The following is a 15,581-nucleotide window of genomic DNA, read 5'->3' on the forward strand; positions in this document are numbered from 1 at the left end:
GTCACTGGCCCTCCGTTGTTGGTGCGGCACGGCTATTAGCGCTGTTGCTGTGTGTCGCCAGCTGTGCGGACATCTGCGCATCGGTCAGCGGCACGCGGCTGACTTCCCACCAGCTTTCCAGACCGACGTCATAGATCGGTTCGATTGCCGGCCGGCCAAAGCGGTTGGCGAACACCACTGGCGTGCCCTGGGAGTAATAGTTTGGAATCATGTAGAAACCCCAGAGCAGCACCCGATCCAGGGCGCGGGCGTAGTGCTGCATGTCGTTGCGGTTGTTGGCCGCCACCAGACCATCGATAAGGCGATCGACCGCCGGATTGCGCAGCACCATGGCGTTGGAACTGCCGACCTGCCGCGCGCTTTGCGAGCCGAACAGGTTGTACAGCTCGCGGCCGGGGGAGAGGATCGGATTGCCGTTGCTCGGCAGCGTCACCACGATCATGTCGTAGTCCCGGGCGTTCAATCGGTTCATGTACTGCGCCGAGTCCACGCGACGGAAATTCAGGGTGATGCCGATCTGCGCCAGCACCCGCTTGTACGGCAGCACCAACCGCTCGAAACCGCCCTGGCCGTCGAGGAAGGAAAACTCCAGCGGCTGACCGGCGGCGTTCACCAGCCGGTTGTTCTTCGCGTGCCAGCCGGCCTCGGCCAGCAGCTTGAGGGCCTTGAGCTGCTTGTCGCGGATGTAGCCGCTGCCGTCGGTCTTCGGTGCGCGCCAGACCTGATCGAAGACTTCGTCCGGGATCTGCCCGCGCAGGGGCTCCAGAAGGCTCAGCTCCTGGGCGTCGGGCAGCTCGGTAGCGGCCATCTCGCTCTTCGGGAAGTAGGTTTGTTCGCGCACATAGAAGTTGCGCATGATCTGGCCGTTGACCCACTCGAAATCCCAGAGCATCGCCAGGGCCTCACGGACACGCCGGTCCTGGAACATCGGCTTGTCGAGATTGAACACGAAGCCCTGACCGGCCACCGGGCGGCGTTTAGCCAGAATGGTCTTTTGCAGACGGCCGTCCTGCAGGCTCGGCGCGGTGTAGCCGACGACATAGCCAGCCGAGGAGAACTCGCGGTTGTAATCGAAGTTGCCGGCCTGGACCAGTTGGCGGGCCACGTCGACATCGCCGTAGAAGTTCACCGTCAGCGCGTCGAAGTTGTAGAGCCCACGGCTGACCGGCAGGTCTTTGCCCCACCAGTTCTTGACCCGCTCGAAGCTGACACTGCGCCCGGCGTCGACCCGCGAGACCCGATACGGCCCACTGCCCAGTGGCGGTTCGAAGCCGCCGCCCTTGGTGAAGTCGCGGGTTTTCCACCAGTGCTCGGGCAGGATGCGCAGGCTGGCGAGGTCCAGGGCGAGGGTGCGATTGGTGCCGGTTTTGAAATCGAAACGGATCTGCCCCGGCGCTTCGATGACCGCGTCCTTGACGTCAGCGTACAGCGGGCGATAGCTGAAGCTGCCCTGGGTAATTAGCGTCTGCCAGGTGTAGCGCACGTCTTCGGCGGTAACCGGCGTGCCGTCATCGAAACGCGCCTTGGGGTTGAGGTAGAAACGCACCCAGAGGTTATCGGGGTCGCGCTCCATTTTCTCGGCGACCAATCCGTACACCGTGTAGGGCTCGTCCAGTGAGCGATAGGCCAGCGGCGCGTACACCCACGTGTCGATCTGGCTCACGGAAATGCCCTGATCGACATAGGGCGTGAGGTAGTTGAACTGGCCGATCTCCTCGGACGCGCGGCTCATGGAACCGCCTTTGGGCGCATCAGGGTCGACGTAATCGAAGTGCTGGAAATCAGCGGCGTATTTCGGCGCTTCGCCATAGACGGTCAGCGCATGCACCGGCGCGGCAGACACTTGGGAGATACCCAGCAGCAGCGAGCCACACAACAGCACCGTGTACAGCCATGCCACGCCCGGTAGGCGGCGCGGCAATGAAAAGGGGGTGGCGGACATGCGGACATCCTTGGGTGCAGCACGACGCGCCGGAGCACCAGCGCGTCGGGCGTCAGCGCTTAGAAGTGGTACGTGGCGCGGGCGAACAGCGTGCGGCCCAGTGGGTCGGTGTAGCGCGGGTCGTAGCCGGATTGGAAGTTGTAAGCCTGGTTGGTGAATGGAGGGTTGCGGTCAAACATGTTTCTTATGCCGACATCGACGTCCAGTACTTTTTCGAAGGTGTAACCCGTCGCCACGTCCCATACCGAGTAGGACGCAACGCGCGCGTTCGTGTCGCGGTCGTAATCGTTGTAGCCAGTGGTGAAGCGGTTGGTCAGCGTGGCACGGGCCGGGCCCAGGTTCCAGCTGGCGGTCAGGTTGTGTTTCCAGCGCGCAATCACGCCATCACCCTGGAAGTCGCCGACTTTGTCGGTATAAGGCCCTTTGATCGTGCTCTGGAAATCATAAGCGTCGACGTAAGTGCCTTGCAGGCCGAGGCCGAACTGGCCGTATGGCGTGTTCGGGAAGCGGTAGTCCAGCGAGACGTCCACGCCGTTGGTATCGACGTTACCCAGGTTGGAGTTGGTCGCGATGATGTTGGCCAGCGTGCCGTCGGCATTGCGCACGTAACGGTCGGCATAGGCCGCTGAGTCAGAGAACACTGTGGACTCCGGAAACGCCTGGATCTGGTTTGAGATGTGAACCCACCAGAAGTCCAGACCCACCGACAAATCGCGGACAGGCTGATAAACAAAGCCGAAGGTGACATTACGGGCTTTTTCAGGCGCCAGGTCCGGATTGCCGCCGATCTGACTGAGAAATTGCTGGCCGCAGTCGCGACCGGCGTTGCCGCCAGGCTGCACCACGCCACCGGTACACAGGCGAGGGTCGTTGTAGGACGCTTGGGTGAAGGTAATGCTTTGCGGAGCATAAAGCTCATACAACGATGGCGCGCGGAACCCTTCGCTGTACGCACCGCGAACCACTAACTGCTTGAACGGCTGGTAGCGGAACGAATACTTAGGGTTGGTGGTGCTGCCGAAGTCACTGTAGGCATCGTGACGAATAGCGGCGCTCAGCTCCAGGCTGTCGAGCACGGGCACGTTCAGTTCGGCGTACTCAGCTTTTACAGTACGGTCACCGGTCACGCTGCCGTTTGAGTCCAGGCCCAGGCTGCTGATGTCATCGACGAATGGGTTGAAGTCCTGGTGGAATTTCTCTTTGCGGTACTCACCGCCCAAGGCCAGGCCGGAAGGGCCCGCGCCAAACCAATCACCGATTTCACGGCTGACTCGACCGTCTAAGGCCATTACACGACCGACTGCCGAGGAATACTGGCCGTGATACGCCGCGTCGTCGATGTACTGCTGGCCCGCTGCGGACTGGGCGCCGAACGGGTTGATAGTGCCGTTGGCCAGACCGGCCACCATGGCGCTGTCGCTGACGTAACCATTGGTAACGGATGAGAGAATTTTGTTCTGGTTATACGAGGCGCCGACGTTGTAGTCCCAGCCGCCAACCAAGCCGTCAAAGGTCAGCAAAATACGCTGGCTGGTGTTTTGGTCTTTGGATTCGCGGCCGCCTGCAGCGGTTTCACGCCAGTTGAGATCTACAGGTTGGGTCGGGTCGAGCGCGAAATTGCTGGGTAGCGGTGTGATGCCGTTCCCAGGGTAATAAGGGGAGGACGGGCCCAGGCTTTGGCCGGTCAGTGGTGCCGGAGCAATGGCGGTGGCGTTGTTGTTGCGCGCCCAGAAGTACTCCAGGCTGACGTTATGATCGTCGGCCAGCTTGCCAGTGGCTTTACCGAAGAACGACGTTTTTTCAGTCTGCGGCACCAGATCAATGTATTGCTTGGTGTCGAAGCGGCAAAGGGCACGGCTCAGTACTTGGCCTGGGCCACTGCAATTGCTCCCCAGCAACGGGTTGCTGGCATTGTCGCCCTGGTTGTAGTTGGCCGGGAACGAGGTCCCCGAGGTCTGGTCAAGGCCGCGGCCAGGTTGGTAGCTATTGGCAAACGAGCGGTCACGGGCAGCGAGGTTGCCTTGGGTGTTGTAGTTGAACACGCCCATGACATTGAAACGCTGTTCCTCCAGATCGCCGTAGCCCCAACTGGCGCTCATGTCTTTGGTGTCACCGCCGCCGGCAGCGGTAGGGGACGAGCCACCGAGACTAAGCGAGCCGTCGGTCAGCGCTTTTTTTGTGATGAAGTTGATCACGCCACCAATGGCGTCGGTGCCGTACAACGCCGATGCTCCGTCACGCAGCACTTCCACGCGTTCGATGGCGGCGAACGGGATCATGTTCAGATCGACCGCTCCACCTGCCGAGTTGGTGCCCGACAGCGCGTTGTTGGCAAGGCGACGACCGTTGAGCAGCACCAGGGTTTTGTTCGCGCCAATGCCGCGCATATCGGCGAACGAAGCGCCGCCAGTCGCTGAGCCCACGGAGCCTGCGCTGTTGTTGATGGACTGACTGCCAGTGATGCGCTGAACCAGTTCGGCGGTCGTGGTGACGCCCTGTTTCCTGAGATCATCGGCGCGCAGGATGGTAATAGGCACCGCCGTTTCGGCATCGACCCGGCGAATCGCCGAGCCCGTTACCTCTACCCGTTGCAGTTGCGTGGTCGCAGGCGCTGCAGCGGAGCCTGGTGCGGCAGCTTCGCTGGCGCCATCGGTGTTTTCTGCGCCATAGGCCGGGCTCATGCCGACCGCCAGTGCGCAGATCAGCGCACGGCGGTGGCGTTGTACGGCAACAACAAGGGGCTTGAGGGTAAAACCGGGAAAGCTCATCAGCATGGTAGTTTCCGACTTATTCCAGATGTTATTGAAATGGCCTTGTGAGCCCTCGTTGCTCCGACACGGTGATGGCGGTCGGGAATTTCCTTATTTCAAACAAGCCGCTCCCCTCCGGGGCAAAAACCCGGACGGCGGTGAATCGGGAGGAGGGTGCGCAGGGCCGCGGCGGGGTGCGGCGCCTGCTTCAGGTGCAGATCAGGTGCGGGTCATGTGTCGATCATTTGGACGTCATCACTGAGATTTTGGTGATGCCCGAGCGCTCGATCGACGCCATCGCCTTGGCCACCTGGCCGTAGTTGACGTTGGTGTCGGCCTGCAATTGCACGCGCACCTCCGGGTCCTTGGCCTTGACGTCCTTGAGGCTGAGCTCCAGGGATTCCGGCGCGACTTCGGATTTGGCCAGGTAGAACTTGCCGTCCTGATCGACGCTGACCACCACCGGGTCTTTCTTGTCGGCGGCGACTGCGTCGGTTTTCGGCAGGTTGACCTTGATCGCGTTGGTCATCAGCGGCGCGGTGACGATGAACACCACCAGCAGCACGAGCATCACGTCCACCAGGGGCGTGACGTTCATTTCGCTGAGCACTTCATCGCTGTCTTGGGTGGAGAACGACATCAGCTCGCCTCCCGCACAGTCTGGCTGTGCTTGCTGGCGATGGCCTGACGGTTGATGGCGAAGGCGCTGCGCTGGGCGAGGGCGTCGAAGTCGTGGGCGAAGTCATCCATGTCGGCGACGGCGAGCTTGAGACGGCGCAGGAAGAAGTTGTAGATCAGCACTGCCGGGACCGCGACGGCGATGCCGACACCGGTGGCAATCAGGGCGTGACCGATGGGGCCGGCCACGGTTTCCAGGCTCGCCGAACCGCTGGCGCCGATGCTTTGCAGCGCTTCCATGATGCCCCAGACCGTACCGAACAGGCCGATGAACGGCGCCGTGCTGCCGATACTGGCGAGGATGGCCTGGCCGGCTTCCAGGGCCCGGCGTTCTTTCTGGATCTGCTGGCGCAGGTTGCGCTCCAGCCGGTCGGAGCGGTTGATGGTGTGGGCGAGCTGCTGGGTGTTGCGCGGCGTGTCGTCCACCGCCATGGCTTCGAAACCGCTGTTGGCGATCCGCGCCAGTGAGCCCGGGTATTGACTGGAGTGCTCGGCGGCGGTGAGCAGATCCGGCGCTGCCCAGAACGCTTTGGCGAACTGTTTGTTTTGGGTCTTCAAGCGTACGTACTGTGCGGATTTGATCAGCAACAGTCCCCAGCTCAGCACCGAAAACACCACCAGCGCCCAGAGCACGCCGGGGACAATCATCGAAGAGATCGATTCGTTCATGGTTACACCTCACCCGCTATATAAAGAGTTGTTGTTGATGGGCTGACCGGGTTCATTCGGGCAGCTTGAAGTCGATGGTTTGCGTCGCGAAGCCTTCGATCGGGGTGTCGCCGCGCTTGGCCGGAATAAATTTCCAGTTGCGCACCGTTTCCACCGCCGCATCGTCCAGCACCTGCTTGCCGCTGGATTTGGTCACCTCCACCGTGCCGGCGCGGCCGTTGGGCAGCACCTTGATGCGCAGGATCACGCGGCCTTCCATGCCTTTGCGCAGCGCCGCGCCGGGATATTCCGGTGGCGGGTTGCCCAGGCTGGCGAGCCCGGAAATCGCGGCCGATTCCTTGACCGGTGCCGCCGGTGCAGGCGCCGGGGCAGGGGGGGCAGGCGAAGGTGACGGGGCGGCCGGCGCAGGCGGGCTCGGCGCAGCGGGTGCTGGCGGTGCGGGCGGCGTTGGCTTTTTCACCGGTTCGGGTTTCTTCACCGGCTTGGGCTTCTCGACCTTCGGTTTCTCGACGGGCTTCTCCACCGGTTTCGGCGGCGGCTTGACCGCGTCGGGGTCCTCGACCGGTTGCTCCGGTTCGGGAGGCGGCGGAGGCGGTGGCGGCTCGGGCGGAGGCGGCGGGGGTGGCTCAGGTGGCGTTTGGGGCGTTGGCGGTGTCGGGCTGGTCAATTCGACGGTCATCTCGGGCACTTGCGGCGCAACTTCCGGGACGTCCGCTTTAGCGGTCTGCATATACCACCAGAGGGCGCCGTGAATAAGGACCGAGGCGGCAATCAATATCAACACGTGCGTGCGGCTTAGTTCACCCGGGCGCGATGTGTTTTCCTTGAAAGGAATACGCGGCCAGGCCATGGACAGTTCGTCCGGTGCCGGGTCAGGTATGGCTTTCGTTTTTACCGCGTCATTCATTAAAGCTCCCTCGGGTTGTTGAAGGGCAATAAGGGTCCGTTCAAACAAGTTGCCGTGTTTGAAGTTGACGTCCGTGCTGTCGGATGCACGAGGCCTGGGGAAGCAGGTCTTTAAGAGAACTGCCTTTATAAGTGCTGTTGCAGCGTGGGCTATGGAGAAGACATTGAGTTTCCCTGATTTCTTGTTGAGTACGAAGACGTACGTCTTTATTTCAGAATGACTACTTAACGATCATCGCTATTGCAACCGCTATGCCAGCGCAGGGCTCTAGCGCGGCATTTATGGCCTGGGGCGGGGCGATGTCGCATTCCTGTAACTTTTTAGCGAATTTCATTTGATCGGGCTCCGTTCACGTTATGGAGGCAGGGACAGTTACCTGAACAGGGGGCGAACCTATTCATTCAGGTTCACCGCGTGGTTGCGCGTTGACCTGTTCCGGTTGAATCAGAAGTGCAATGCACCAAACGTGATTAAGTAGGTGCAAGTTGGTGCGTGAGTGTTCAAGTGATCATTGGGTGTTTCCTGAAAGTGTGACTTATCGGTCAGGGGGTGGAGAGTCGTTATCGTTGTCGTGCACTGACTAAAAATGATCAGTGATGCCTTTTAGTGTGTGCAGATCAACAGCGAGCAATCGAGCGGGTAATTCAAAACGTTATGGGAACAAGCGCACCTGTCCCGAAATTGGAACAATAAAAAGTGGCTACTGAATCGCTATAAGAGCGGCAGCCATTGAAACGAAATAAAGGTGAGGCACTGCAGCGCACTGGCGCTGGGTTTCAGCCGGAGCGCTGAAGGGAGATGGGGCGAACGGCAGGCTCGCTGACGAAGGCGTGCAGCGGATAAGGCAAGGCGCGGTTTGGGCGGGTCGGGTGTGAGGGGCGCGTGTCTGGCACGAATCGAATTCCTTATCGACGGACGCCAGACTTCTGGTCGGCGTCCTGCACTGTTTCGGACGGGGTAATGTCCGGTTTCTGCCCGTGGGTGCGGGGTGCGCACCGTTTGGCAGCGTAGACTCGCGTCAGCCGGGGCTGGACGCGAAGCGTTTCGTGGTACTGACGTTCCACAAGAGAAACACTAGAAAGAAGTGTGCCAAAACGTGTCCGGTTGTAACATTTTTGACGCAGTGTCCCTTTTCCGTGGCGTTCGGCCTGTCTCGTAAGCGCCTGTCCCCCGGTGCCACTACCTTAGGAGCGCATCAATGAGCCACCTTTTTCCTGATCGTCCGGGTTATCGCCTGCTTCGCGAACGCTTCATCGCGGCAGCCACAGCCGCTGGCGCACGATTGAGCGAATACGTCCACCCGCTGACGGGGCCGTTTGGCGAGACGCTGGCCACGGATGTCGCCTGGCTCGGCGACCCGGGTGCGCAGCGGGTGTTGGTGGCGTTGAGCGGCACCCATGGCGTCGAGGGCTATTACGGTTCCGATTGCCAGAGCCGCTGGCTCAAGGGTTTTGACCCACGCTCGTTGCCCGAGGGCGTGGCGATCCTGATGATTCTCCTGATCAACCCCTGGGGCACGGCGTGGATGCGCCGGGTCAATGAGGACAACCTCGATCAGAACCGCAACTACCTCGACTTCAGTCGGCCACTGCCGGACAACCGCGACTACGCCGATGTCCACGCCATCTATGCCTGCGATCAGTTGCGCGGGCCCCGGCGGGATCAGGCTGACGCGTTGTTTCAGGCAGCGATCGACGCGCGGGGTTGGGCAGGGCTGATGTCGGTGGTGGAGGCGGGGCAATACGCATTCCCCGATGGCCTGTTCTTCGGCGGCCGCGAGCCGAGCTGGTCCAATCGCACGCTGCGCAGCATCGTCGGGCAGTATTTGCAGGACGCCGAGGTGGTGACCTGTTTTGACCTGCACACCGGCGCCGGTGCTTACGGTCATCCGATGCTGATGAGTATCGTTGAATCAGCCTACCCGGCGCTGGAGGACGCGAAAGCGTTGTTCGGGCCGTGGCTGTTCACCCTGATCACCGGCGCTCATCGGGTCAGCGACACCGGTGTCGCGGCGACCTCCACCGGCTACACCTCGCAAATGCTCCTCGACGCGTTGCCGGGGGTGCACCTGATGCCGTTTGTCATTGAATGCGGCACGTACCCGGGAGCAGCGGTGCATGGGCATTTGCGTGACGATCACTGGCTGCACCTGCACGGCGACCCGCTGGACGAAACCGGGCGGCGGATCAAGGAAGGGCTGCTGGAGCAGTTCTATCCGGTGGACCCGGACTGGCAGGAAGTGTCGTGGGTCAGGACGCGGCAGGTATGGGACCGGGCGTTGGCGGCGTTGCCGGGGATTCGTGCAACCAGCTAATGGATCGAGCGCGGGGGGAGGACTCCGGTCCTCCAGACAACGCGCTATCTCGCAGCGAACAGTGTCCGTTAACCCACCAGCAGCCGCTGCGCCAGCGCTGGCAACAGCACCTCGCACGACGCTTCTATCTTGAGATCCAGCAGATCATCCGCCCGGGTTTTGCCCAGGTTGATGGCGATCAGCGGTTTGCCCTGATCGCTGACGGCGCGGCACAGGCGAAACGCCGAAAACGCCATCAACGATGAGCCCACGACCAGCAGTCCCTGGGCTTCTTCCACCCGCTGCATGGCCTTGGCTGCAGTAGGCGGCGCGACGTTTTCACCGAAAAACACCACGTCAGGTTTCATTCGCTCGCCGCCGCAATGGGGGCAGTGGGGCACCTGGAAGCGCTCTTCGAACGCCGGGTCGAGCAGGGTATCGCCATCGGGCGCCTGCACCGCATCGACGCCGGCCAGGTAGGGATTTTGTTCAACGAGGGTCAACTGAATGATGTCGCGCTCGGTGCGCTGGCGGCAGTCCAGGCACAGCACCCAATGCAGGCTGCCGTGCAACTCCACCCCATCATGGCTGCCGGCCTGATCGTGCAAGGTGTCGACGTTCTGAGTGATCACGCCGCTGATGAGGTCGTGCTGCTGCAAGCGCGCAATCGCTTCGTGGGCGGCGTTGGGTTGCGCGACGCGGACGCGGGGCCAGCCGAGCATCGCCCGGGCCCAGTAACGGCGCCGGGCCTCGGGTGCATTGAGGAATTCCTGAAACATCATCGGCTGCCGACCCCGGCGCACGCCTTCGCTGTCGCGGTAATCCGGGATTCCGGAGGAGGTGCTGATCCCGGCGCCGGTCAGGACGACGAACGAGCGGTCGTGCATCCAGTGCAGCAGGGTATCGACGTGGGTGTCAGGTCCATCAGGCATGCACAGGTCCTCATGATCGGCTGTGCGCTGATACTAGTAGGACCGGCTCCGTGCGGGAAGGGGCCACCAGTGGGCACCCTCAATTTTGCAGCGTGACGCCTGACGTCTTCCCGGCTGAAGCCAGTCCTACAGGTTGACCGCGTTGTGTCGGTCGGACCACTGCAAATCTCCGGTGGCGCCGCGGTCAATTTGTAGGACAGGCTTCAGCCGGGAAGGGGCCGGTGCGAGCACTATCAATCTCGAACCCGGCCCTGACCGTACCTAGCTCAACAACTCCGCAAACGCCTTGTCATCCTCCAGCACCTTCGGCAGGGCGGCGAACAGGGCATCCAGGTCAATCCCGTCCAGCAACGGCCCGTCGACTTCCTGCCTGGCCTGCGCGGTGGCGCCGCCGTGATTCTCCAGCGCGGCAGAAATGGTCAATGCCTGAGCCACGATCCGGGGCTGGATCGCGTTCCCCGGCGCCTGCATGGGTCGCGCCTGATAGGCGATGGCGTTATGGATGACCTCCGGCAATCCCCAGCGCCGGGCCAGTTCGGCGCCGACTTCCGGGTAGCCAAAGCCCAGCTGCAGCGTTTCGATGGCCGCGCGGCCGGTCGTCCCGGTCTTGGTCACGCTGTTGATGCGCTCGGCAACGGCGGGCGCGCCGGTCTGGATCAGCAGTTCGCCGATGTCGTGCATGACCCCGCAGGTGAAGGCGATTTCCGCATCGGCGCCGGACTGTTTCGCCAGCAAACGGCAGATCCCCGCCACCTGAAAACTCTTCAGCCAGAAGCCCTTCAGATCAAAACTCGGGCCTGCCTTGAACGCGCCGGTCACCGCCGACGCCAGCACCAGCGTGCGCAGAGTGTTGAAGCCCAGGCGCATGGCCGCGTCCTCGATGCTCGACGACTCCCGGGCCCCGCGAAAGCGCGCGGAGTTGGCCAGCCGCAGAATCTTCGCCGCGATCACCGGGTCCTTTTCGATGTTGCCGGCAATGCTGCCCAGGTCCGACGACGGGCTGTCGAACTGTTTGATCAGGTCCTGCGCCACCTTGGGAATGCTGGGAAGACTGCTCAAATCGGCGAACAATTGATCGATACCCATGGGTGCTGCTCCTGTCTCGGACGATTTACACACCATAGGCAACATTGGCGAAACTGCACGGGTCGGCCGGCGGTTTTGCTACAGACGGCACAAACCCCGATGCTTGAGTCGGGCCGCCCAGGATCTTTTTCAGCTCATCTGCCGCGGAGGCGGTTTGCGGGGAGAAAAATCAGTAATATGGCGGCACACCGGAACGGGTCGCGTCCTGCTCCGGGCCTTATCGATGAAACGCCAGACGCCGGACACTCCCGGCCGCGCTGGCCTGGACATAGAGGGTGTCATGGGTAACGACAGCATTAACTGGGACAAGCTCGGCTTCGACTACATCAAGACCGACAAACGCTACCTGGCTCACTGGCGCGATGGCGAGTGGGACCAAGGCACCCTGACCGAAGACAACGTGCTGCACATCAGCGAAGGCTCGACCGCGCTGCATTACGGTCAGCAATGCTTCGAAGGCCTCAAGGCCTATCGCGCCAAAGACGGCTCGATCAACCTCTTCCGCCCCGACCAGAACGCCGCGCGCATGCAGCGCAGTTGCAGCCGCCTGTTGATGCCCCATGTGCCGACCGAGCAGTTCATCGAAGCGTGCAAGCAAGTGGTCCGCGCCAACGAGCGTTTCATCCCGCCGTACGGCACCGGCGGCGCGTTGTACCTGCGCCCGTTCGTGATCGGCGTCGGTGACAACATTGGCGTGCGCGCTGCGCCCGAGTTCATCTTCTCGGTGTTTTGCATCCCGGTGGGCCCGTACTTCAAGGGCGGCATGAAGCCCCACAACTTCGTCATCTCCAGCTACGACCGCGCCGCACCACAAGGCACCGGCGCGGCGAAAGTCGGCGGTAACTATGCCGCGAGCATGATGCCCGGCGCCGAGGCCAAGAAAGCCAACTTCGCCGACGCCATCTACCTCGATCCGTTGACCCACACCAAGATCGAAGAAGTCGGCTCGGCCAACTTCTTCGGGATCACCCACGACGACCAGTTCATCACCCCGAAATCGCCGTCCGTGCTGCCAGGCATCACTCGTCTGTCGTTGATCGAACTGGCGCAGAGCCGTCTGGGACTGAAGGTCACCGAGGGCGAGGTGTTCATCGACAAGCTCGACCTGTTCAAGGAAGCCGGCGCGTGCGGCACCGCGGCGGTGATCACCCCGATCGGCGGCATCAGCTACAAAGACAAACTGCACGTGTTCCACAGCGAAACCGAGGTTGGTCCCGTAACCCAGCGCCTGTACAAAGAGCTGACCGGCATTCAGTCCGGGGACATCGAAGGCCCGGCGGGCTGGATCGTCAAAGTCTGATCCGACGCGTCTTGCACGTCCGAAAACCACCGCCTTGCGCGGTGGTTTTTTTTTGCCTTCGATTTGGTCAGGTACGTCATCGCAGACGTCAGGGTATGAAACCACTGAACTGATCCCCCGGTGCAATGCCGGTGGGTGGGCTATGGTTCAAGCGCGCACCCGACAAAAAAGGATACCTCATGCACTCACCCGTCTTTTCCCGTCCCGCCGCCTCTAACCGGCCGCTGACCCTGTCCCTCGGTCTGCTGGCCGCCACCCTGGTGTCCAGTGCATGGGCAGACGACTATCCCCACGCCCAGGAACCCATTGGCACGGTCGAGCAGATCTACGACGGCGCCATGCTCCCGGACCTGGCGGTCAGCACCTATCGCAATATCGGCCGACTGTTCCCCACCCACACGATCAAGGCCGGCGATCACCCTTATGCGCTGCCGAAGTCGGATCGGCAACTGCCCAACGTGCGCTTCACCGTCGAGGTTTTCTAGACAGACCCTGCTTTGGTGTCAAAGCCCACAAGGCTTTGACTGCTCTTGCTCTTGCTTTGGCGTTGCTTTTGATTCCAAAGCCCACAAGGCTTTGGTGCTCCTGCTCCTGCTCCTGCTCCTGCTCCTGCTCCTGCTCCTGCTCTTGCTCTTGCTGGAAAAGCTTAAGCGGTGTTTTTGATTGGGAGTGCTCTAGGCTGAATCTATCTGACACACCACAGCTTATGGCCATCGCGGGAGGCGGAGGATGAAGCCGTTACCTGCCGACTTCAAATAAGACCTTAACCTAAACTTAACGGTTGGGTATGCCTGCGATATAAGTGATCTAACGATCCCGCCTCAGAGCCTGCTCTTCCAGTCGAGCATGTAGACGCTTCTTTCTGAATCGTTAATGGAAATAGGTTTAGATGAGGGGAGGTTAGTTTGCATCCATAAAGGCAAGATTCGGCCAGTAGTTTTCATAAATGGTATAGTCAAGGCTCCGGGCCTCAGTCCGCTGATGCTCATTCAACAGCCCCCAAGTTAGCCTCATCCGGCGCTCCCATCCTTTTGCAGCCAAAAGAGTTTCAGCATCTACTAGACTCACCCCGCAGCCGATCACGGCTCTAACAAAGCAAGCCTTTGCGGCATAGGGGTTCTCTGTAATTCGTTTTGCAATAGCGTCGAACTCTCGGTATGCCAAGCCTATCAATTGAAGTTTTGACACCCATATTGATTCCTGCTTCTTGATATTGCTCCGGATCATAAAATCGCTTTCGTGACATGCGCTCACGGCGACCGTTATACGTAGGGTCGTCATAGATTTCGCTCGGATTGTTATACTTGTACCTTCATATTGCCGAGGAGCCATGAATGCCGCAAGACCTTACGCCATTGACATTTCTCTAAATGGAGTTATGAAAATAGTCATATGGTTAATATTAAAAGTAATTTGGCGGTGATCAGCGCGCATTATTAGGGGCTTCGAGCTGTAAGCTTGGTTGCCTGGGCGGGGCATAGCTGAACTGGTTGTCCAACGGTAGGACGGAGCAGAAAGGGTGTCGAGGATTTGAGTTGTTTACTCAAACAAAGCGCTTCATCTGAATCTCATACCAGCCTACAAATCACGGCCCGGGCCAAAATCGCACCTGAAAGTCGCTCGGTTTACCTTATTCAGGATCGCAGGTTACGTGTCAATTAGCTATGTACGCCCAGCAGGCATACCGCACAGTGTTCCCAGTCTCTGCAGCTGCGTTAAAGGGACGGGAGGTGTTGCCGATACAATCTGGAACGCGTGGAACAACATCATCGAATTTTTATGGACTAAGAAGCCCCTCCGGGGTCAAGGACTTAAAGTGACTGATACTAAGGACGATAACAGCTCGGCTCTCATGAAGATGGTGGAAGCGATTGCGATCACTCCCGCTGACGCTCGTGAGCTTGTCGCTCAATATGAAGCTCAGGTTCGACAGGCGAAAGCTAACGTGGCTGACGCTGAGCTGCGAGCATTGCTGACTGACAAGATAATTTCCCGATACGCTAAGATGGCGGCTACATCTGGTGGCGCAACCTCGTTGGCAGGCGTTATTCCTGGAGTGGGTACGGCCATAGCAGCAGTTGGTGGTGGACTTGCAGACGTTTCATTGTGTATGAAATTCCAGATTGACATGACCATGTGCCTCGGCATCGCTATCAACAACAAGATGACTAACGAAGACGCAAAGCACATGTCGTTTGTTATCGCGCTGAGCGGCTCACTGGAGCAAATGGCGACCAAGAACGCGACTAATGCCGCCTCCAAAGCCGCCCTTAAAATGATTAATGAGCATCTTAAAGGCGCGACCTTGGAGACAATCAAGCAGCTGTTCAAACAGGTCGGCATAAATTTCACCAAGACCGCTTTCTCTAAGGCTATCCCTTTCGGAATTGGAGTGGTGATCGGGAGCACCGCCAACTACGCCCTTACTCGCTATGTCGGAGGCGTCGCACGTGATGTCTTCGCGCTTCATTTTGATGGGGCAGAAGCGGTGTGAAGATGCACCTGCTGATTGCTGTTGACGGTGCGCAATCGTAATATTGAAAGTATCGAAACGGGAGCCGAGCACGGTAGCTTGCTCGGCCTTGACATGAACGCGTCGGCAATCCGAGCCTCGTTGGCCCAAAGCCTAGATTCTGTGATGTCGTTCTCTGCCTTGGCATCGAACCTGTCATGTTATGATTTTAGAAGCCGAGGCACAGGGGAGTAACCTCACGTCTTGGTGGCCACCAGTTGCTTTGACCGCCGGGCAATCCTATCAGAGTTACGGAGGCAAGCTTCGAGAACCGCTGATCATGGCTTGCCCTAAGGGAACTGGATTGCAGCACACGATCGGGCCAGCCGATAAAGCTATCAACGTACGTGCTGATGGATGCTTCCAGGTAATGCTCGTCCTCAACAGTTATATTCTAAGGCTGGCAGCTGCGCTACCGTAGAGGCTTCGCATGAGATACCGTTAGACGGGAGCAGCTCTCTAGCTGAGGAGGGCGTGTCTCCTGAAGTAAATCGCTGGAGCCACTACAGGGC

At 60.1% G+C, this 15,581-nt stretch carries 12 protein-coding genes; 4 read left to right on the forward strand and 8 right to left on the reverse strand.

What is annotated here, in order from left to right; genetic code table 11:
- Position 1: 1 nt before the first annotated feature.
- From SLW74_RS12770 to SLW74_RS12790, 5 genes are all read right to left on the reverse strand, one after another.
- The gene (locus SLW74_RS12770; RefSeq protein WP_410929083.1) at positions 2–1,942 is read right to left on the reverse strand and encodes an extracellular solute-binding protein; all 1,941 of its coding nucleotides are present in this window, start codon (positions 1,940–1,942) and stop codon (positions 2–4) included.
- Positions 1,943–2,001: 59 nt separating this feature from the next.
- Positions 2,002–4,716, reverse strand: coding sequence for a TonB-dependent receptor (locus tag SLW74_RS12775; RefSeq protein WP_410929084.1), 2,715 nt, complete (start codon positions 4,714–4,716; stop codon positions 2,002–2,004).
- 217 nt (positions 4,717–4,933) lie between these two features.
- On the reverse strand, positions 4,934–5,332 hold the full coding sequence (locus SLW74_RS12780) for an ExbD/TolR family protein (RefSeq protein ID WP_410929085.1): 399 nt from the start codon (positions 5,330–5,332) through the stop codon (positions 4,934–4,936).
- The gene (locus tag SLW74_RS12785) at positions 5,332–6,039 is read right to left on the reverse strand and encodes a MotA/TolQ/ExbB proton channel family protein (protein WP_141695229.1); all 708 of its coding nucleotides are present in this window, start codon (positions 6,037–6,039) and stop codon (positions 5,332–5,334) included. Before SLW74_RS12785 ends, SLW74_RS12780 begins: the two co-directional genes overlap by 1 nt.
- 52 nt (positions 6,040–6,091) lie before the next feature.
- Entirely contained in the window at positions 6,092–6,946 is an 855-nt protein-coding gene (locus SLW74_RS12790; RefSeq protein WP_065991472.1) for an energy transducer TonB, read from the reverse strand.
- Between the two features lie 1,198 nt (positions 6,947–8,144).
- On the opposite strand from SLW74_RS12790, the gene SLW74_RS12795 reads away from it, so the two are divergent.
- On the forward strand, positions 8,145–9,260 hold the full coding sequence (locus SLW74_RS12795) for a DUF2817 domain-containing protein (protein WP_410929086.1): 1,116 nt from the start codon (positions 8,145–8,147) through the stop codon (positions 9,258–9,260).
- A gap of 68 nt (positions 9,261–9,328) precedes the next feature.
- Here SLW74_RS12795 and SLW74_RS12800 read toward each other — a convergent pair whose 3' ends face one another.
- A complete protein-coding gene (locus SLW74_RS12800) occupies positions 9,329–10,171 on the reverse strand; it encodes an NAD-dependent protein deacetylase (protein ID WP_410929087.1) in 843 nt (280 codons plus the stop codon).
- A gap of 261 nt (positions 10,172–10,432) precedes the next feature.
- Positions 10,433–11,257, reverse strand: a complete 825-nt coding sequence (locus SLW74_RS12805) for an HDOD domain-containing protein (RefSeq protein WP_410929088.1) — start codon at positions 11,255–11,257, stop codon at positions 10,433–10,435.
- A gap of 280 nt (positions 11,258–11,537) precedes the next feature.
- On the opposite strand from SLW74_RS12805, the gene SLW74_RS12810 reads away from it, so the two are divergent.
- The gene (locus tag SLW74_RS12810) at positions 11,538–12,557 is read left to right on the forward strand and encodes a branched-chain amino acid aminotransferase (protein WP_065991476.1); all 1,020 of its coding nucleotides are present in this window, start codon (positions 11,538–11,540) and stop codon (positions 12,555–12,557) included.
- Positions 12,558–12,736: 179 nt separating this feature from the next.
- Positions 12,737–13,042, forward strand: coding sequence for a hypothetical protein (locus SLW74_RS12815; protein ID WP_410929089.1), 306 nt, complete (start codon positions 12,737–12,739; stop codon positions 13,040–13,042).
- A 415-nt stretch (positions 13,043–13,457) separates the two neighbouring features.
- On the opposite strand, the gene SLW74_RS12820 is transcribed toward SLW74_RS12815, so the two are convergent.
- Positions 13,458–13,838 carry a hypothetical protein gene (locus tag SLW74_RS12820; RefSeq protein ID WP_410929090.1) on the reverse strand — a complete coding sequence of 127 codons (381 nt, stop codon included), beginning with the start codon at positions 13,836–13,838 and terminating at the stop codon, positions 13,458–13,460.
- Between the two features lie 535 nt (positions 13,839–14,373).
- Between SLW74_RS12820 and SLW74_RS12825 the strand changes: the two genes are divergently transcribed.
- Positions 14,374–15,051, forward strand: a complete 678-nt coding sequence (locus tag SLW74_RS12825) for an EcsC family protein (protein WP_410929091.1) — start codon at positions 14,374–14,376, stop codon at positions 15,049–15,051.
- The last annotated feature ends 530 nt before the right edge of the window (positions 15,052–15,581 follow it).

It is taken from the genome of Pseudomonas sp. W5-36 (genome assembly GCF_046540455.1).
GTDB lineage: Bacteria > Pseudomonadota > Gammaproteobacteria > Pseudomonadales > Pseudomonadaceae > Aquipseudomonas > Aquipseudomonas graminis_B.